Annotated in this window: 19 protein-coding genes; 4 read left to right on the top strand and 15 right to left on the bottom strand. The window is 61.3% G+C overall.

Annotated features, from left to right (window positions below):
* Positions 1-29: 29 nt before the first annotated feature.
* Genes fldA through AC1P02_RS13110 form a run of 4 tightly spaced genes read right to left on the bottom strand, consistent with a single transcriptional unit; the run spans position 30 to position 1952 of the window.
* Positions 30-554 carry a flavodoxin FldA gene (gene fldA, locus AC1P02_RS13095; protein WP_017412672.1) on the bottom strand — a complete coding sequence of 175 codons (525 nt, stop codon included), beginning with the start codon at positions 552-554 and terminating at the stop codon, positions 30-32.
* Positions 555-593: 39 nt separating this feature from the next.
* Positions 594-890, bottom strand: coding sequence for a LexA regulated protein (ybfE, locus tag AC1P02_RS13100; RefSeq protein WP_005309699.1), 297 nt, complete (start codon positions 888-890; stop codon positions 594-596).
* Positions 891-910: 20 nt separating this feature from the next.
* Entirely contained in the window at positions 911-1132 is a 222-nt protein-coding gene (locus tag AC1P02_RS13105; RefSeq protein ID WP_005309702.1) for a DUF2788 domain-containing protein, read from the bottom strand.
* 55 nt (positions 1133-1187) lie between these two features.
* Entirely contained in the window at positions 1188-1952 is a 765-nt protein-coding gene (locus AC1P02_RS13110) for an alpha/beta fold hydrolase (RefSeq protein WP_485185453.1), read from the bottom strand.
* 288 nt (positions 1953-2240) lie between these two features.
* On the opposite strand from AC1P02_RS13110, the gene seqA reads away from it, so the two are divergent.
* Both seqA and pgm read left to right on the top strand, forming a co-directional pair.
* Positions 2241-2750 (top strand): replication initiation negative regulator SeqA, encoded by a 510-nt coding sequence (gene seqA / locus AC1P02_RS13115; RefSeq protein ID WP_042872477.1) that lies wholly within the window; start codon positions 2241-2243, stop codon positions 2748-2750.
* Positions 2751-2807: 57 nt separating this feature from the next.
* Positions 2808-4457, top strand: a complete 1650-nt coding sequence (gene pgm / locus AC1P02_RS13120) for a phosphoglucomutase (alpha-D-glucose-1,6-bisphosphate-dependent) (protein WP_485182415.1) — start codon at positions 2808-2810, stop codon at positions 4455-4457.
* Between the two features lie 110 nt (positions 4458-4567).
* Here the strand turns inward: pgm and AC1P02_RS13125 are convergent, their stop codons facing one another.
* The gene (locus tag AC1P02_RS13125; protein WP_485182416.1) at positions 4568-5446 is read right to left on the bottom strand and encodes a DMT family transporter; all 879 of its coding nucleotides are present in this window, start codon (positions 5444-5446) and stop codon (positions 4568-4570) included.
* Positions 5447-5540: 94 nt separating this feature from the next.
* On the opposite strand from AC1P02_RS13125, the gene AC1P02_RS13130 reads away from it, so the two are divergent.
* The gene (locus AC1P02_RS13130) at positions 5541-6026 is read left to right on the top strand and encodes a MarR family winged helix-turn-helix transcriptional regulator (protein WP_265455004.1); all 486 of its coding nucleotides are present in this window, start codon (positions 5541-5543) and stop codon (positions 6024-6026) included.
* A gap of 43 nt (positions 6027-6069) precedes the next feature.
* Here AC1P02_RS13130 and mltB read toward each other — a convergent pair whose 3' ends face one another.
* The 8 genes from mltB to AC1P02_RS13170 form a co-directional block, all read right to left on the bottom strand.
* Positions 6070-7158 carry a lytic murein transglycosylase B gene (gene mltB, locus AC1P02_RS13135; RefSeq protein WP_096119179.1) on the bottom strand — a complete coding sequence of 363 codons (1089 nt, stop codon included), beginning with the start codon at positions 7156-7158 and terminating at the stop codon, positions 6070-6072.
* A gap of 149 nt (positions 7159-7307) precedes the next feature.
* A complete protein-coding gene (locus AC1P02_RS13140) occupies positions 7308-7913 on the bottom strand; it encodes a CDP-alcohol phosphatidyltransferase family protein (RefSeq protein WP_155603001.1) in 606 nt (201 codons plus the stop codon).
* Between the two features lie 46 nt (positions 7914-7959).
* Positions 7960-8604 (bottom strand): ATP-binding cassette domain-containing protein, encoded by a 645-nt coding sequence (locus tag AC1P02_RS13145; protein WP_485182417.1) that lies wholly within the window; start codon positions 8602-8604, stop codon positions 7960-7962.
* A 16-nt stretch (positions 8605-8620) separates the two neighbouring features.
* A complete protein-coding gene (locus tag AC1P02_RS13150) occupies positions 8621-10303 on the bottom strand; it encodes an ABC transporter permease family protein (RefSeq protein ID WP_485182418.1) in 1683 nt (560 codons plus the stop codon).
* Entirely contained in the window at positions 10303-11487 is a 1185-nt protein-coding gene (locus AC1P02_RS13155; RefSeq protein WP_485182419.1) for an ABC transporter substrate-binding protein, read from the bottom strand. The genes AC1P02_RS13150 and AC1P02_RS13155 overlap by 1 nt, the downstream gene beginning before the upstream one ends.
* 22 nt (positions 11488-11509) lie before the next feature.
* Positions 11510-13675: an FAD-dependent oxidoreductase gene (locus AC1P02_RS13160; protein ID WP_485182420.1), complete on the bottom strand. Its 2166-nt coding sequence runs from the start codon at positions 13673-13675 to the stop codon at positions 11510-11512.
* Positions 13675-14268 (bottom strand): carboxymuconolactone decarboxylase family protein, encoded by a 594-nt coding sequence (locus AC1P02_RS13165; protein WP_125596405.1) that lies wholly within the window; start codon positions 14266-14268, stop codon positions 13675-13677. Before AC1P02_RS13165 ends, AC1P02_RS13160 begins: the two co-directional genes overlap by 1 nt.
* Positions 14258-14956, bottom strand: a complete 699-nt coding sequence (locus tag AC1P02_RS13170) for a DUF1499 domain-containing protein (protein ID WP_058395016.1) — start codon at positions 14954-14956, stop codon at positions 14258-14260. Before AC1P02_RS13170 ends, AC1P02_RS13165 begins: the two co-directional genes overlap by 11 nt.
* A gap of 51 nt (positions 14957-15007) precedes the next feature.
* Between AC1P02_RS13170 and AC1P02_RS13175 the strand changes: the two genes are divergently transcribed.
* Positions 15008-15568 carry a peptide-methionine (S)-S-oxide reductase gene (locus AC1P02_RS13175; RefSeq protein WP_485182421.1) on the top strand — a complete coding sequence of 187 codons (561 nt, stop codon included), beginning with the start codon at positions 15008-15010 and terminating at the stop codon, positions 15566-15568.
* 19 nt (positions 15569-15587) lie between these two features.
* On the opposite strand, the gene AC1P02_RS13180 is transcribed toward AC1P02_RS13175, so the two are convergent.
* Positions 15588-15866 (bottom strand): peptidylprolyl isomerase, encoded by a 279-nt coding sequence (locus AC1P02_RS13180; protein ID WP_043138524.1) that lies wholly within the window; start codon positions 15864-15866, stop codon positions 15588-15590.
* A gap of 78 nt (positions 15867-15944) precedes the next feature.
* On the bottom strand, positions 15945-16319 hold the full coding sequence (locus AC1P02_RS13185) for a hypothetical protein (RefSeq protein WP_005309754.1): 375 nt from the start codon (positions 16317-16319) through the stop codon (positions 15945-15947).
* Positions 16320-16490 lie beyond the last annotated feature (171 nt).

Consider the following 16490-nt stretch of genomic DNA (forward strand, 5'->3'; position numbering starts at 1 on the left):
TTGTTGTCAGAGGTAGCTGGCTTGCCGGATCACTCCAGCTCGGCCAGGCACATCTCTTCATGCAGCTGCTTGCACCAGCCCTTGACGCGCTCGGCGGTCAGTTCCGGCTGGCGATCTTCGTCGATACCCAGACCCACGAAGTGCTTGTCATCCACCACAGCCTTGGAGGCTTCAAACTCGTAACCGGCGGTTGGCCAGTTGCCGATGATGATGGCGCCTTTGGCTTCGACGATGTCACGCAGTGTGCCCATGGCGTCGAGGAAGTACTCGGCATAGTCTTCCTGATCGCCGCATCCGAAGATGGCAACCAGCTTGTTGGTGAAGTCGATCTCTTCCAGCTCGGGGAAGAAGTCATCCCAATCGGCTTGGGCTTCGCCGTAATACCAAGTCGGGATACCGAACATCAGCAGATCGAAGCTGTCGATGTCGGCCTTGCTGCTCTTGGCAATGTCACGGACTTCAATCAGTTGTTTGCCCAGTTCTTTCTGGATCATCTTGGCGACAGCTTCGGTATTACCGGTATCGCTGCCGAAAAACAGACCTACACTAGCCATAGTGTTTAGTTACCCGTATCTGGTGTTAATGCTTAACGGTCAGATTGCGATGCCTGCTGCGAAAGCAGACTCAATCTGTTGCTTCAGGATAGATTGGATCAGCTCGGCTCGGCTGACGTTCTGTTGTAACGCAAGTTGGTTCAGGCGCTCCAGCAACTCGGCCTCCACCTTTAACTCGACCCGTTTCAGGCCGTTCTCGCGATCGCGCTTAAGCTGGTTGCGCTTGTTGATCTTGAGTTGGGTCTCACGGGGGAGTGGATTGGTCTTTGGCCTGCCGGGGCGCTTCTCATTTGCGAACAGATCCAGTGTTGTTCGATCAGTTTGCTGTTTGGCCATACATCACAGATGAAAATAAGTTAGCCGATCCCTGAGCCTTCCCAGCCCAATTCGATCAGCCCCTTGGCGACAAAACCCGCGCAACCCAGACAGAGTACCAACCAGACGATGACTCGACCAAAACGGGGCACATTGCCGCGTTTGAGTACGTCGTGAATGGCCAGGCCAATCAATATGAAAATGGCCAGCAAGAATAACTTCAGGCCCAGACTCTCAATCAGATCGATATGTTCACTTAGCATGGATTGCGCACACTCCTTATGACGGGCGCACTATATCACAAAGGATTTGAAACTGTTAACCGCCTGTCGACAGGAAATCCACAACCAATTTGTTGAACAAAACCGGCTTTTCGGCGTGCAGCCAGTGGCCTGTTCCGGCGATGATGCGCGCCTTTGCCGCCGGGAATTGTGCCATCACAGTGTCGGTATATTGGGGCTGCATATAGTCCGAATCGCCGCCCTTGATAAAGAGTGTCGGTCCTTCGAATCGACGCTGGTTGTCGGGCCAGCCCATGATGTTGGCGTAATTGTGCTCAAGGGCCGGTACGTTGAAACGCCAGCCCCAACCGGACTCTCCCTTGGCGAAGGATTTGAGCAGGAACTGGCGTACGCCGGCGATCTCGATGTGCTCGGCCAGAATGGCCTCTGCCTCGCTGCGGCTCTGCACCGGCGGGTTCAGGGTGGCGTTGAGTCCGGCGAACACATTCTGATGGCGGGAGTGGGGATAGGCGACAGGGGCTATGTCGGCCACCACCAGCCGTGCGATCCTGGCGGGAGCCTGCTTGGCCAGTTGCATGGCGACCTTGCCGCCCATGGAGTGACCGACCAGAGATACCTGATCCAGTGCCAGGGCATCGAGCAGGGCGAGTACGTCGGCAGCCTGCTGGGGGTAGCTCATCTCGTCGCTGTGGAACGAGGCGCCGTGGTTGCGCAGATCCACGCTGATGACGCGATAGTGTTCGCTCAGGGCGCGTGCCAGCAGCCCCAGGTTGTCCAGGCTGCCGAACAGGCCGTGGATCAGCACAACGGCCGGGCCCTGGCCCTGTTCCTTGAAGTTCAATAATGGGTTTTGTTGCAAAATGACACCTTGTCGGTCGTGGGCTTTTTTGCCTGATTTTTAACACACTGAAAGAAAAGGATTTCATTCCTTGAGGGTCATTTTTTTGTGGTTTTTTTTCAAAAAAATGACGCCGGATGCGCTATCAGTGCGGAGGATCACACACTTGGCCCCGTATTATGCCGTATTCTAGATGAGATTCATGCACATCTGCCAGCCCTTGGCTTGGGCTGCCGGGTTTGCCTATGTATAATCGCCGCATCCGAATTTCGACGAGTCCAGCGCATCCCTATGAAAACCATCGAGCTTGATGACGATCTCTACTTCTATATCGCCAGCCAGACCCGGCACATTGGTGAGAGTGCCTCCGATATCCTGCGCCGTCTGCTGGAACAGCCCACGCACATAACAGTGCAGGTTGCCGAGCCTGTGGACCTCCCCCAGCCGAGCGTCGCCACCGATGCCATGGGGCTGCAGGCCCTGCTCGACTCTGGCGAGCTGCAAAAAGAAGAGAAGTCCATCAACCGCTTCATGCAGGTGCTCAGTACCCTCTATCGGGATAATCCGGTCGGGTTTACCCAGGCCACCGAAATCAAGGGGCGCAAGCGCGTCTATTTCTCGCGGGATCCCGAGGCACTGCGTGCCAGCGGCAGCACCACCAAGCCCAAGCCGGTGCCGGATACCCCGTTCTGGGTGATCAGCAATACCAATACCAGTCGCAAGCAGAACATGGTGGCCCAGATGATGGCCAGTATGGGCTACGACGAGGCGCTGATCGCCCAGGTAAGCAGCGCGATTTAACGGTTCATCAAGTTCAGGCCTTGCCCGGCAAGGCCGCCATCAAGCAAGGATAACGCCATGGCTCAGCATTCCCACGCCGGTCAGCCGGCTCGTTTAAGTGACCTGACCAACATTCCCCGTCTGGTCAGTGCCTACTACCTCAACAAGCCTGACATGAGCCGCCCCGAGCAGCGGGTGGCCTTCGGCACCTCCGGTCACCGTGGCAGCGCGCTGCACAATGCCTTTACCGAGTCTCACATTCTGGCGGTAACCCAGGCGCTGGTGGAGTATCGCCAGCAGGCCGGTATCACGGGCCCGCTGTTTGTCGGCATGGATACCCATGCCCTGTCTGAATCTGCTTTTGCCAGTGCGGTGGAAGTGCTTGCGGCCAACGGTGTCGAGACCCGCATCCAGGCTGGTATGGGCTTCACGCCGACGCCGGTCATCTCTCACGCCATCCTGCGCCACAACGCTTGTAAACCCGCTGCGCGCGCTGACGGTGTGGTGATCACCCCGTCCCACAATCCGCCGGAAGATGGCGGCTTCAAGTACAACCCGCCCCACGGTGGCCCCGCCGAAGGTGAGATCACCAAGTGGGTGGAAGACAGGGCCAACGCCATTCTGGAAGCCGGTCTGGCCGGCGTGAAACGCATGCCATTCGCCGATGCCCTCAAGAGCCCCTTCGTGGTTGAGCACGACTATGTCACCCCCTATGTGGACGACCTGAAAAACGTGCTGGATCTGGATGCCATCAAGAAAGCGGGCATCAAGATAGGTGTGGATCCGCTGGGCGGCTCCGGCGTCGCCTACTGGGACGTCATCGCCAAGACCTATGGTTTGAACATCGAGGTGGTCAACTATCGTGTCGACCCAACCTTCTCCTTCATGACCCTGGATAAAGACGGCAAGATCCGGATGGACTGCTCCAGCCCGTTTGCCATGGCGGGCCTGATTGCCCTCAAAGACAAGTTCGACATCGCCCTTGGCAACGACCCTGACTACGACCGTCACGGCATCGTCACCAAGGCGGGTCTGATGAACCCGAACCACTATCTGGCGGTGGCGATCCAGTATTTGTTTACCCATCGCACCGGCTGGCCCAAAGCGGCTGCCGTCGGCAAGACGCTGGTCTCCTCTTCGATGATCGACCGGGTTGCCGGCGAGATTGGCCGTACCCTGAAAGAGGTGCCGGTCGGCTTCAAGTGGTTCGTGGATGGCCTCTACAGCGGCGAGTTTGGTTTTGGTGGTGAGGAGAGCGCAGGCGCCTCCTTCCTGCGTAAAGACGGCACCGTCTGGACCACCGACAAGGATGGCTTCATTCTGGCGCTGCTGGCGGCCGAAATTCTGGCGGTCACCGGCAAGGATCCCCAGGTACATTACGATGCACTGGAAGCCAAATTCGGCCGCTCCAGCTACCGCCGTATCGACGCCCCCGCCAACAGCGCGCAAAAAGCCGTGCTCTCCAAGCTGGATCCGGCACTGGTCGAAGCCTCTACCCTGGCCGGTGAGCCCATCATTGCCAAGCTGACCCGCGCGCCGGGCAACGATGCCGCCATCGGTGGCCTCAAGGTGGTGACCGAGAACGGCTGGTTCGCGGCGCGTCCCTCCGGTACCGAGTCCATCTACAAGATCTACATGGAGAGCTTCAAGGGTGAGGCACATCTGGATCTGATCCAGCAAGAAGCCCAGCAGATTGTCTCTGCTGCGCTGGCCAAGGCAGGCGTCTGACCCATGCCGTTGGCGGGCTGAATTGAACATCGGATAGATAGCAAGAGGAGCCACAGCGGCTCCTCTTTTTTATGGTTCTTTTTCTCGGTTCAGGGTTTCCCTGCCCGGCCTCAGGTCTTGTCATCGGTGATCGCCGCCCTGCGGGCTTGCCAGCGCTTGAAGAAGGAGCGCGCCGGCAGCTTCATCAGAAACAGGGAGAGCAGGATCACCCCTATGCCGAGCCACTGCCGGCCATCCAGGGTTTCACCGACCATCAGCACACCCAGGGAGACCGCCACCATGGGGTTGGTGAGAGCCAGCATGCCCATTACCTCGGGGCCATGACGCTTGAGCCCCCACAGCCAGGCCCAGTAGGCCAGCGCAGTGTTGAGCAAAATGAGCCAGACAAGCCCGGGTGCTGCAGCTGATTGGGGCAGTGGCATGGGGCCGGCCAGCCACCAGGCGAGCGGGATCAGCATCAGGCCACCGAGCAGCAGTTGCCAGGCGGTGAGGGCCAGCAGATCGCTCACCGGCCAGCGCTGCATCCAGCGGCTGGATTGGCCGATCAGCAGGGTTGCCAGCAGGGCACATGTCACGCCTATGGGATCCAGATTGGCGGAGGGATTGAGCAGCAGCAAGACACCGGCGAGCCCCATCAGCCCCAGCAGCAGCCACTTCAGGGTTGGCCGCGTGCCATCCTGCAACCAGGCCAGCAGCATGAGTACCAGCGGCAGTGTGGCCCCGAGCGTGCCTGCCACTGCCCCTGGTAGCCGGAAGGCGGCCACAAACAGCAGGGCAAAGAAGGCGGCTATGTTGCAAAACGCCAGCAGGAACTGCTTGCCCCAGGGCAGGGGCGGTAGACGCGGATGCAGCAACAGCAGGAGCAGCCCGGCCGGCAGCGCCCGCCACACGGCCACCCAGTAGGGGGAGTAGTCAGTCAGGTAGAGGCTGACGACGGCATAGGTACTGCCCCATAGCAGGGGGGCCAGCAAGGCAATCAGCAGTGGCATGGCTTATCTCTTCATGAAGTATCTTTTTGTGAAGATAACTTAGTCTCAAATTGGTTTACTATCAAGTATCTCGATAAAAAGATAAGTGACCAAGATGGACAGTGATCATGTAGATATGCTGCTGGCCCAGTGGGCCCGGCAAAGACCGGATCTCGACTGCTCTCCCATGGGGGTGTTGGGTCGGGTGGCGCGCATGGCGGCGATCGCCGGCCGTGAGGTGAGCGAAGAGCTCAAGACGTGCGGCCTGCTGGGCAGCGACTTCGATATTCTGGCGACCCTGCGCCGGGCCGGTGAACCGCTGACGCCGACCGCGCTCTATCAGGCTGCCATGTTGAGCTCCGGGGCCATGACGGCACGGCTCGACAAGCTGGCAGAGCGTGGCCTGATCGAGCGACAGGCGGCGCCGAGCGACAGGCGCAGCCTGCTGGTCTGCCTGACTGCGTCTGGGCGCGAACTGGTCGATCGGGCCGTCGAGCGGCATGTGGCGAACGAGCGGCGTTTGCTGGCGCCACTGACCGAGGCTGAACAGGCTCAGTTGGCTGCCCTGCTCAAACGCTGGTTGCTGGAAAACGAGCAATAAAAACGGGCCCGCTGGGCCCGTTTTTATTGGCAAGCAGCCTGACTCAGTAACCGCCTCTGGCAGCCTTGACCGCCAGCCCCAGCTGCCACACCGCCATGGCGTAGTGGGTGCTGTGGTTGTAGCGGGTAATGGTGTAGAAGTTCGGCAGGCCGTACCAGTATTGATAGCCGGTGCCGACATCCAGGCGCAGCAGGCTTGCTTCGCTGTGGTTGCCAAGGTTGCTGGTGGGATTCAGACCGGCGCGGTGCAAGGTGGTGATCGGGTACCGGGTCTGGAATCCATGCTCATAGCCGGGCAGCTGGCCCTGACCACGCACCGCTACCGGTTGACCCTGCTCCCAGCCATGCGCCTTGAAGTAGTTGGCCACGCTGCCGATGGCATCCACCGGATCCCACAAGTTGGTGTGGCCATTGCCGTCAAAGTCCACTGCGTAGCGCTGGAAGCTCGATGGCATGAACTGGCCATACCCCATGGCGCCGGCGTAGGAGCCCTTGGGTTCGGTGGGGTCCATCCCCTCATCCCGGGTCATCACCAGGAAGGCCTCCAGTTCGCCGGTAAAGAATTCGGCGCGCCGCGGATAGTCGAAGGCCAGGGTCGCCAGCGCATCCAGAATGCGGGTCTTGCCCATTACCCGACCCCAGCGGGTCTCCACGCCTATGATGCCGACGATGATTTCGGGCGGCACCCCATATTCCTGTTCGGCACGGTTGAGCTCGCTCTCGTACTCACGCCAGAAGTTGACGCCATTTTGCACGTTGTCCGGCGTGATGAACTTGGCGCGGTAGCGATTCCAGGCGCCGGTCGGTCCGATTGGCTTGGCGGTGGTGGGGGCCTGGGCATCCATCAGCCGTATTATCCAGTCATAGCGATCCGCCTGTGCCAGCAGTCGATGCAGCTCGACGCTGTCAAAACCGTGCTTCTCGACCATGCGTTGGACGAAGCTGTCCACGTTGTTGCGATTGGCGAAGTCTCCCTTGCTAACCCCTTGGCTGTAAGCAGGTTTTATCTGTGGCGTCTGATTGATGAAGGCACTTTTGAACGGCTTGGCCACGGGTTTTGGGGCAGGCGTGCTGCTGCAACCGTAGAGCAGGGGAAACAGGGAAAGAGTGAGCACGGAGACAAGGCGACGCATAAGGTTCTCATGAGCCTGAAAAAGAGTGTCGACATGGTAAAACATTGTCATCCATGCGCAAGTGCTCAGTGCATGGATGACGGCTCAAACTCGTGGCCCGCCGATGGGTTGGTGCGCTCCGCGCCCCTATGCCCTAAGCCCGAATAACGTTACTCGCCAAGGGTATGGTAACCGCTCCAGAGCCGGGTCAGGGTGGTGACAAGACAGAGCAGGGCAAAGCCGTAAGCCAGGGTGGCAAACCCGGCTGGCCAGAGGCACATCAGCACGAACAGGGCTATGGTCTCGCTCCCCTCCGTCAGGCCCCCGAGATAATAGAGGGACTTGTGGTGATAGACGGGATTTTCAATGCCCCGCTTGCCAGCCATGATGGCAAAGGCCAGAAAGCTCGACCCTGTGCCCATGAAGGCGAACAGCAGGGTGGCGGCGGGCAGGGCGTTGGCGGGGCTACTCAAGGCAAAGCCCAGCACAACGGCGGCGTAGAAGATGAAATCGAGGGTGATGTCCAGAAAGCCGCCGCAATCCGTGATCTTCGTCTCTCGCGCCACTGCGCCATCGAGCCCGTCCAGCAGCCGGTTGAACAAGATGACGAGCAGCGCCCAGGAATAGAGCTCCAGGGCCAGCAGTGGCAGTGCCAGCATGCCGATGGCAAAGCCGGTCAGGCTTATCTGGTTGGCGCTGATCCCGGCCCGGCACAGGGGCTTGGCCAGCCGGGTGAGGGGACTGCGAATAAGGGGAATAAGGTGGCGATCAAACAAGATGAGTCTCCTTCGCGATCAATCAGCCGCGATCAATCAGCCGCGATCAATCAGCATAGTGGGGTGAGGTGGGGTGAAGGATAGCGCCGGGGGCATCTTCCTCGTCATGGGTCACCAGAATGGCAGGGATGCCCAAGGCTGTGAGTCGCTCGAACACCAGAGTTCTGAAGGCGGCGCGCAGCGGTTTGTCGAGGCGGGAGAAGGGCTCGTCCAGCAACAGGGCCCTGGGCTCTGCCAGCAAAGCCCGCAGCAGACTGACCCGCGCCCTCTGGCCGCCGGAGAGTGCTCCAGGCAGCTTGTCGGCCTGATCGACCAGCGCTACTTCTGCCAGCGTGTCCAGCGCCTTTGCCCGTCTGGCCGTCGCGCCCTTGAGGGTGGCAGGCATGCCGAACATCAGGTTTTCAGCCACCGTCAGATGGGCAAACAGCAGGTCATCCTGAAACAGCATGCCGATACACCGGGTCTGGGGAGGCAGTGAGGTGAGCAGCCGTTCACCCAGCCATATATCCCCTTCCAGCCTGATCGGCCCCCTGGGTGGCAAGACGCCCGCCAGCGCCGCCAACAGTGAGCTCTTGCCACAACCACTGGGGCCCATCAGGGTCAGCACCTCACCGGGGGCAATCTGTAGCGCAGGCAGCGACAGCAGCAGGTTCTCATCGAGGTAGAGATGAAGTGGGGTTGTGCTTAACATCGGCAGCTTCTCGTGTTCATCGGGCGTCCTTGAGCGCAGGGTTGAGCCGGGCTGGCAGCCAGAGTGCCAGCAGATAGATGACAAGGGGCAGCAGCAGTTGCAGCAGGCCGTAGAGGCCAGCCAGCCGGCGGTTGAGGCCGCTGCCGATGGCCACCGCCTCAGTGGTGATGGTGACCACTCTGCCTGCGCCAAACAGCAGGGTCGGCAGGTATTGGGCCAGACTCACCGCTGCCCCCACCGCAAAGGCAAAGAGCAGTGGACGTGCCAACAGGGGCCCTTTCACCTGCCACCAGACGTGCCAGGGGCGGGCCCCCAGGGTGAGCGCGGCCTGAGTGATGCGCGGGTCGAACTGGCGATAGGGCCCCTGCAGGCAGAGATAGACATAGGGGAAGACAAACAGCAGCTGGCTCCAGAGCACCCAGTCCCACCCAATCCCGCCCCCCAGCCAGTCAAACCCCAGCCGGATGCCAAACAGCAGGCTGGCCTGGGGCAGCAGCAGTGGCAAACAGATGAGCCAGAGGGGCCAGGGCCGACGGCCTTGCTGAGCCTCCAGACTCAATACAGCCATCAGCAGCGCCAGCAGCCCGCTCGCCAGTGCCAGCAGGGTACTCGTCACAAGCAGGGGCATCAGGTCCGGCAGGAGTACATGCCAATGGTGGCTGCTCCACTGACCAGGCAGCAGGTCGGGGAAGGACCAGCGCCGGGTCAGCGACCAGATCACCAAGGCTGCCAGCACTGCCAGATTGATGGCCATCAGGGTAAAGGTTGTGATGCAGGTCAATCTGGCTGTCAGCGGATTTTGCTCGGCGCGCCGGCCATCGAGCCAGGCGTGCTTGCCGACAGTCGTGTGGCCCCACTCCAGCAGCCGCAAACCGGCGAGCAGCAGCAGGTTGATGGCGAGCAGCAAGAGGGCGCCGCTGGCGGTGGCGCCGCGCCAGCCAAGGTCTGGATCCTGATACCAGAGCCAGAGCCGCACGGCCAGCGGGGCAGGGGCATCTGGCCCCAGCAGCAGTGCGAGATCCACCACGGCCACCCCATACGCGGCCACCGCATAGAGGGGCAGGCGCAGGGCGGGCCAGAGCGCAGGCAACAACAGGCGCCACCAGATCTGCGGGGCACTGAAACCCATGCTGGCACCAAGCCACTGCTGGCGGGCCAGCTTGGCGGGTTCTTGTGCTGCCAGTGCCATCAGCAGCAGGAAAGGGGTCTCTTTGAGGATTAGCGCCAGGATCAGGCCAAGCCCGACAGGGTCTTTGATGGTCTGCCAGTCCGGGGGCAGCTCAAAACCGGTCAAGGAGGGAGAGACGAGCCGCAACAACCAGCCGGAGGGGGCGAGCAGGAAGGCAAAACCTATGGCAAAGGCGACATGGGGCAGCGCCAGCAGGGGGGAGAGCAGACGGCGCAGCAGCCGAAAGCTGCGGCTCTCTTCCCCGTTCTTGACGCCGTGCGCCAGCAGCAGGGCGGTCAACAGCAGGCTGCCCAGGGTGGAGGCAGCCGCAATCCAGAAGCTCAAGGCTGCCGAGTGCCAGAGCCCGGGCTGGGCCAGCAGGCGCTGAACATGCGGGCTGAGTGTCCCCTGTGTCACCAGCAGCCATAGCCCTCCCAGCAGGGGGGCGGCCAGCAGGAGGGCGCAGAGGAGGGTAAACATGGGGCGCCAGCCGAGGGTGCGGCGAATGGCGTTGCCGAGTCCTGCCGTCATCAGTGACCGTAACGCTCGGCCCAGGCCGCTTCGAGTTTGGTCTGCCAGCTGGGATGGGGTTCAGCCACCGCCTTGAAGCGCAGGGCTGGTACCTGTTTGGTGGTCGCTGGCAAGGCGTCGCTGCGCAGCACGCTGGGATCGCCCCAAAAGGCGGGCTCGGCCTTGCGGGCCTGGGCTGCCGGGCTCAGCAGAAAGTTGGCTACCACCTTGGCGCCCGCGTGGGCGTTGGCGTTGAAGGGGATGGCGAGAAAATGGCTGTTGGTGAGCGCCCCTTTCTCCATGGCCACGGCCACCACACTGGGGGGCAGGGCGCCGTTTTGCACCGCACTCTGCGCTTCTTGCGGGTTGAAGCTGATGGCCATGGCCAGCTCACCGTCATCCAGCAACTGGCGGGTCTCGGCGCCGCCGGTGGGGAACAGCTTGCCCTTGCGCCAGAGTGCGGGGTGAAATGCGTCGAGCCAGACCCAGAGCGGCGCTGTGAGTCTGGCAAAATCGGCATCGGTTGCCTCCCGATAGAGGGGGGCAGGATCCGGGGTCAGCTCCAGCAATATCTGTTTGAGAAAGCTGGAACCATGAAACTGGGGCGGCTTGGGATAGCTGAAACGACCGGGATGGGCCTTGACCCAGGCGAGCAGGGCTTCTGCGGAGCGGGGGGGATTGCTCACCTCGCCCCCATTCACCATCAGGTTGAGCTGGCCTATGCCCCAGGGCGCCTCCAGTCCCTCTACCGGTACCGTGAAGTCCTCACTCACCGGCAGGCTCTTGTCCACCAGGGCCAGGTTGGGCAGCTCATGGCTGAAGGGGGCACCCAACAGCCCCTGCTCCTTGAGCGCCTTGAAATTCTCGCCGTTGACCCAGAGCAGATCGATGGGGCCGCCCGTGTTTTTGCCGGCCTGTTTGTTGGCCAGCAGCTGGCTGACGCTCTGGGCTATGTCATCCACCTTCACCTGCACCAGCTTGACCTGATACTGGCGCTCAAGCTCCTGCCCCGCCCACACCAGATAGGTGTTGATCTCCGGGCTGCCGCCCCAGGCGTTGAAGTAGACGGTCTGGCCCCTCGCTTGATCAAGGGTCTGCTGCCAACGGGATCCCTCGTCGGCAGTGTCATCGGCAAAGAGTGTGCCGCTTGCCAGCAGGGGCAGGGCGCACAACAGGGATTTGAGCAAAGGCAGGGTCTTGAACATGGGCGTTACCTTGGGCAAAGGGTCAGGCGCCGCGGCGCCAGTGGTGATAACGGGCCAGCAGGGCCAGCACCCGAGTGGGCTGATGGGCCCGTTTCCATTCACCGGCCACGTACTTGTTCCCCTCCATCAGGGTGGGATAAGCGTGGATGGTGGCGAGTATCTTGCCAAGCCCCAGCTGGTGGCGCATGGCGAGCACGAATTCGGCGAGCCGCTCACCGGCGTGAGTGCCCACTATGGTGGCACCGAGTATCTTGTCTTTGCCGGGCACCGTCAGCACCTCGATAAAGCCATGGCGCTCCCCATCGGCAATGGCGCGATCCAGCTCCCCTAGCGCGAAGCGGGTCACCTCGAAGGGGATTCCTTGAGCCATGGCCTCCTTGCGGTTGAGACCCACCCTGGCAATTTCCGGGCTGGTGTAGGTCGCCGCGGGGATCACCCTGTAATCCGCCTTGAAGCGCTTGAACTGGCCGAACAGGGCATTGACGGCGGCATACCAGGCCTGATGGGCGGCAAAATGAGTGAACTGGTAGGGGCCTGCCACATCGCCCACCGCCAGTATGCTTGGGTAGTTGGTGGCGAGAAAACCATCGACAGCAATGGTGCCGCGAGGCGCCAGCTCGACCCCCAGCGTTTCGAGGCCGAAGCCGCTGACATTTGCAACCCGTCCCAGTGCCAGCAGCAGTTGATCCCCTTCAACCATCAGGCGTTGATCGCCCCGACACAGGTGGAGCCGGATGGGGAGGTGTTCCCCTTGCTCACTCCCTTCTTGCGGCACATAGTCGACCCGCTCGGCACGCCAGCCGGTGAGCAGGGTGACGCCGTCCGCCACCATCTGGTGTTGCAGGGCATCGGCTACGTCGCGCTCTTCACGAGGCAGCAGCTGATCGGCCAGCTCCACTTGGGTGACTGGTATGCCAAGCAGGGCAAAACTCTGGGCAAGCTCGCAGCCAATGGGGCCGCCGCCCAGCACCAGCAGGCGGCGGGGCGGGGTGCGCAGCTGCCAGAGGGTATCCGAGGTGAGATAAGGCACCTGATCCAGTCCCGGCAGGCTGGGCACCAGGGGCCTGGCCCCGGTGGCGAGCACGATATGGCGGCTGGTTAGGCGTCGGCCATTCACCTCCACCTCCCAGGGGGAGACCAGTTTTGCTTCGCCCTCGATGCACTCCACACCCAGGTTCTGATAGCGCGCCACCGAGTCGTGGGGTTCGACCTCCTTGATCACCTGTGCCACCCGCTCCATCACGGCGGCAAAATCGGCGCGGGTTTGACTCGGGCTAAAACCCAGTTCCCCGGCCCTGCGCTGCTCCGCGGCAAAGCGGCTACTTCGGATCAGCGCCTTGGAGGGAACGCAGCCGGTATTGAGGCAGTCCCCGCCCATCCTGTGCTTCTCGACAAGCGCCACCTTGGCCTTCACCGCCGCGGCAATGTAGCTGGTCACCAGACCACCGGCGCCGGCACCTATCACCAGCAGGTTGTAGTCATAGCGGCTTGGTTTTTGGTAGGGGGCATGGAGGCGACGCAGGGCCAGCCATGTCATCGCCCTCTTCATCAGAAAGGGCATCAGTCCCAGCAGGGTCAGCGCCACCATCAGGCCGGGGGAGAGAATATTGCCCGTGTTGGTGAGGGTTGCCAGCTCGCTTCCCGCCAGCACATAGACGAAGGTGCCGGGCAGCATGCCAAGCTGGCTCACCCAGTAGTAGGTACTGACTCTGATGGGGGTGAGCCCCATCAACAGATTGACCAGAAAGAAGGGAAAGAGCGGGATGAGGCGCAGGCTCAGCAGGTAGGCGGCGCCGTCTTTTGCCATGCCGGCCTGAAACGTGGCCAGCTTGTCGCCAAAGTGCCTGAGTACCCAGTCGCGCAGCAGGAAGCGGGCGCTGAGAAAAGCCAGTGTGGCTCCGAGCGTACTGGCAAAGGAGACCAGCAGCAGCCCCCAGCCAATGCCGAATACAGCGCTGCCCCCCAGGGTGAGCAGGCTGGCGCCGGGCAGTGAGAGGGCGGTACTGATCACATAGAGAGCCACAAACAGCAGGCAGGCGGCGACAAAATGGGTGTCGACCAGCTGTGCCAGTGCATCCTGGTGGGCCTGCAACTGGGACAGGCTCAGGTAGCGGCCGAGATCGAGGGCGAAAAAGGCGCCAATCAGGCACCCCATCACCAGCAGGAGCAGCAGGCGGGCGCGTTTCATCAGGCGTCCTTGCCGGGCTGCTGTTCTGGGGCTGCCACGGGGCGCTCAGGTTGCACCGGCAACTGGCAGAAACCCTGGGGGGCAATATCGAGGGCCGCATTGAACTTGGCCGACATGTTCTGGAAGGCGACAAGACCGGTCAGCTCCACCATGGCATCGTCATCGAACCAGGGCTTGAGGCGAGCCGCCTGCTCATCGCTCACCCCATCCAGTCCTGTCATGGCTTCGGTGTAGTCGAGCACCGCCTTTTCCCGTTCATCGAACAGGGGGCTGGTGCGCCAGTGGGCCAGCGCCTCCACCTTGTCGCTGGAGCCCGCTCGCTTGATGAGGGTCATGGCGTTGATGTCGACACAGAAACGACACCAGTTGAGCTGGGAGACCCTGACCGTCACCAGGGAGCGCAGCACGGGATCGATGGGAGAGCGCTTGCGATTGATGACGCCATACAGGGTCGCCACGGCGGCAAACAGCCGTGGTGAGCGGCCCCAGCATTTGCCCGGGATCAGCACCTGACCGTAGTTGCGTTTTTGCAACCAGAAAAAGGGGCGGATAAACCAGGCATATTCCCGATCCGGTTTGACCTCAACGCGCATACTGATCCTCTTCAATTTTCTTCATCTTGGGTTTATAGGCGCCGCCTAACCGTTCGTTGAGCAGATCCAGAAATGCATGGATCCGTGCCCGATTCGCCCCCAGATCACTGCGCCCCTGACGGGAGGCAGAGCGCATGTCGACTCGGGTCTCCTTGGGGCCCGCAAAGACCCTCAAGGCCACATCATCCTGAAAGCCGAACCAGCGAGAGGTGACGATGGCATCAATGCCGGTTGGGCTCGGTCGTTGCTGCCAGCCGAGCTCTTCCATCAGCTCGCTCGCTTCCGTGATCACCTCGACCGGGGAGGCTCTGGTATAGAGAGGACCGGGATTTTTCTCAAATACTTGCAAGGGGGCCGGATTTATCGGCAGATCCTGCGGGCTTCTCAGTTCGGCAGCCCAGGCAAGGGCGGGGGGATGATAGGGATCCGTGCTGACATCGTTGGTCAGCGGCATGCGCAGTGCTTGCACCACAAACAGCAGGGGCAGCAACAGGGGAACTATGCCCCACAGGCTTGGCACCTTGTGCCGGCTCCAGGGCAGGCGCAGCAAGAGACCAAGGGCGATCAGGGCGCTGACGAGACAGAGGGCGAAGCCTGCCCACCAGGGCCAGAGATGCATGCGACTGCCGAGGGCGCCAGCGAGGGGCAGCATCCAGGCCAGCAGCGGCCACCACAAATAACTGGGCATAACGGGGATCCACTGGTTATGATGGACATGTGCCCAGAAGGATAAACTTAATTGACTGATAACGTTAGTAAATTTATCTCAATCCTGCTGCTTTTCCAAAGCACTCCGCTCTGGGCGGACACGGCTGTCATGGCGGCGGGGGACATGTGGCGCGCCGAGATCATTTATGAAGCCGTGCCCGGCGTGACCCGGGTCGAGCCCGGTTATGTCACACCCGAGCCGAAAGGAAACCCGGACGCTGAAAAGAGGGCGATGCGGCGTCAGGCGGTACGCATCGAATACGATCCGGCTTTGGTGGGATATGGGGATCTGCTCAATATTTTCTGGCAACTGGTGGATGGCAATGATGGGGGCGGACAATATTGCAACCGTGGTCAGGCATTCGCCCCGGCGCTGTTGCCAAGGGATGATTTTCAATGGCGTCTGGCTGACATCAGCCTGACCCGCTGGCAGGCCCTGCATGGTCGGGCTAGCCGGGTATCGCTCTGGCCGGACAGCCGGTTCACGCCGGCATCCGAGATGGATAACTGGGCACAACGCCATCCCTGGCGCTTTGGCTTCTATGCCCGCCGGTGCGGCGGTTGGCCCCTGGTGTTGTCACCAGAGCTCTGAGCCATCCGTTTATGAGCAATCAGTTGCGGTATAGCACCTTGATGAGGTGAAAGCCGAACTTGGTGCGTATCGGGCCGAGCACTGTCAGCAGTTCGCCCTTGAACACGGCATCGTCAAACGGCTTGACCATGTCACCCTTCGAAAACTCCCCCAGATCCCCCGAGCGCTTGGATGAGGCGCAGGTGGAGAAGCGCTTGGCCATCTGGCCAAAGTCGGCTCCCTTGGCAAGTTTCTCCTTGATCTCCAGACACTGCTTCTCGGTCTTGACCAGGATGTGCTGGGCACAGGCTTTCTTCATTCGGGTGCTCCTCGGCGGATTGCAAATCGGGGCGCAAGATTACCCCAATTCATCGCACACGTCAGCCGGACTCTGGCATTAGCCACGCAGGTGAGCCGTCAGATGCGCCCTTGGGCGTGATTGCCACAGTATCTCCAGGCCCAGCAGGGCATGCAGGCTCCAGATGGCCAGGGGGTTGAGCCAGTTGCCACCCAGTTGCAGGGTGGCCAGCGCACTGCCCGCCAGCAGCAGGGTGACACCCGGCAGGCGCCAGTGTGCCGGCAGCGGTGCCAGCATGGCTAGCCCCAGCAAAATGGCGAGCCCGAACGGCAGATTGAGCGCGGTAAAGGCCAGCGCCTGCTGGCCGTTCATGCCCGTCAGCAAGGCCAGCATGGCGCTGCAACAGGCGAGAAAAGTGATGAACTCGAGACGATCGGCAATATAGTCAGCCATCTGTTCGCTACGTGCATGCATGATGTGTCCCCTCAATGAATAACGCCAAGGCTGGCGAAGATGATGTGCGTCCCTTTGTTGATAGACCCAGTGTGGTGGAGGGAGAGGCAAGGTGGCAGCGGGATAAATCGATTGAGGTGAACGAGGCTTTGATTATTGTTACTCAACCAATTGATTTATATCGTCTAAATA

Source organism: Aeromonas sp. TS_SC_11 (assembly GCF_057318915.1).

Coding starts and splice junctions, on each gene's coding strand:
- fldA (WP_017412672.1), bottom strand. CDS start 554: ATGGCTAGTGTAGGTCTGTTTTTCGGCAGCGATACCGGTAATACCGAA.
- mltB (WP_096119179.1), bottom strand. CDS start 7,158: ATGCGTCGCCTTGTCTCCGTGCTCACTCTTTCCCTGTTTCCCCTGCTC.
- AC1P02_RS13145 (WP_485182417.1), bottom strand. CDS start 8,604: ATGTTAAGCACAACCCCACTTCATCTCTACCTCGATGAGAACCTGCTG.
- AC1P02_RS13160 (WP_485182420.1), bottom strand. CDS start 13,675: ATGAAACGCGCCCGCCTGCTGCTCCTGCTGGTGATGGGGTGCCTGATT.
- ybfE (WP_005309699.1), bottom strand. CDS start 890: ATGGCCAAACAGCAAACTGATCGAACAACACTGGATCTGTTCGCAAAT.
- AC1P02_RS13150 (WP_485182418.1), bottom strand. CDS start 10,303: ATGACGGCAGGACTCGGCAACGCCATTCGCCGCACCCTCGGCTGGCGC.
- AC1P02_RS13155 (WP_485182419.1), bottom strand. CDS start 11,487: ATGTTCAAGACCCTGCCTTTGCTCAAATCCCTGTTGTGCGCCCTGCCC.
- AC1P02_RS13170 (WP_058395016.1), bottom strand. CDS start 14,956: ATGCCCAGTTATTTGTGGTGGCCGCTGCTGGCCTGGATGCTGCCCCTC.
- AC1P02_RS13180 (WP_043138524.1), bottom strand. CDS start 15,866: ATGAAGAAAGCCTGTGCCCAGCACATCCTGGTCAAGACCGAGAAGCAG.
- AC1P02_RS13165 (WP_125596405.1), bottom strand. CDS start 14,268: ATGCGCGTTGAGGTCAAACCGGATCGGGAATATGCCTGGTTTATCCGC.
- AC1P02_RS13185 (WP_005309754.1), bottom strand. CDS start 16,319: ATGCATGCACGTAGCGAACAGATGGCTGACTATATTGCCGATCGTCTC.
- AC1P02_RS13130 (WP_265455004.1), top strand. CDS start 5,541: ATGGACAGTGATCATGTAGATATGCTGCTGGCCCAGTGGGCCCGGCAA.
- AC1P02_RS13105 (WP_005309702.1), bottom strand. CDS start 1,132: ATGCTAAGTGAACATATCGATCTGATTGAGAGTCTGGGCCTGAAGTTA.
- AC1P02_RS13125 (WP_485182416.1), bottom strand. CDS start 5,446: ATGCCACTGCTGATTGCCTTGCTGGCCCCCCTGCTATGGGGCAGTACC.
- seqA (WP_042872477.1), top strand. CDS start 2,241: ATGAAAACCATCGAGCTTGATGACGATCTCTACTTCTATATCGCCAGC.
- pgm (WP_485182415.1), top strand. CDS start 2,808: ATGGCTCAGCATTCCCACGCCGGTCAGCCGGCTCGTTTAAGTGACCTG.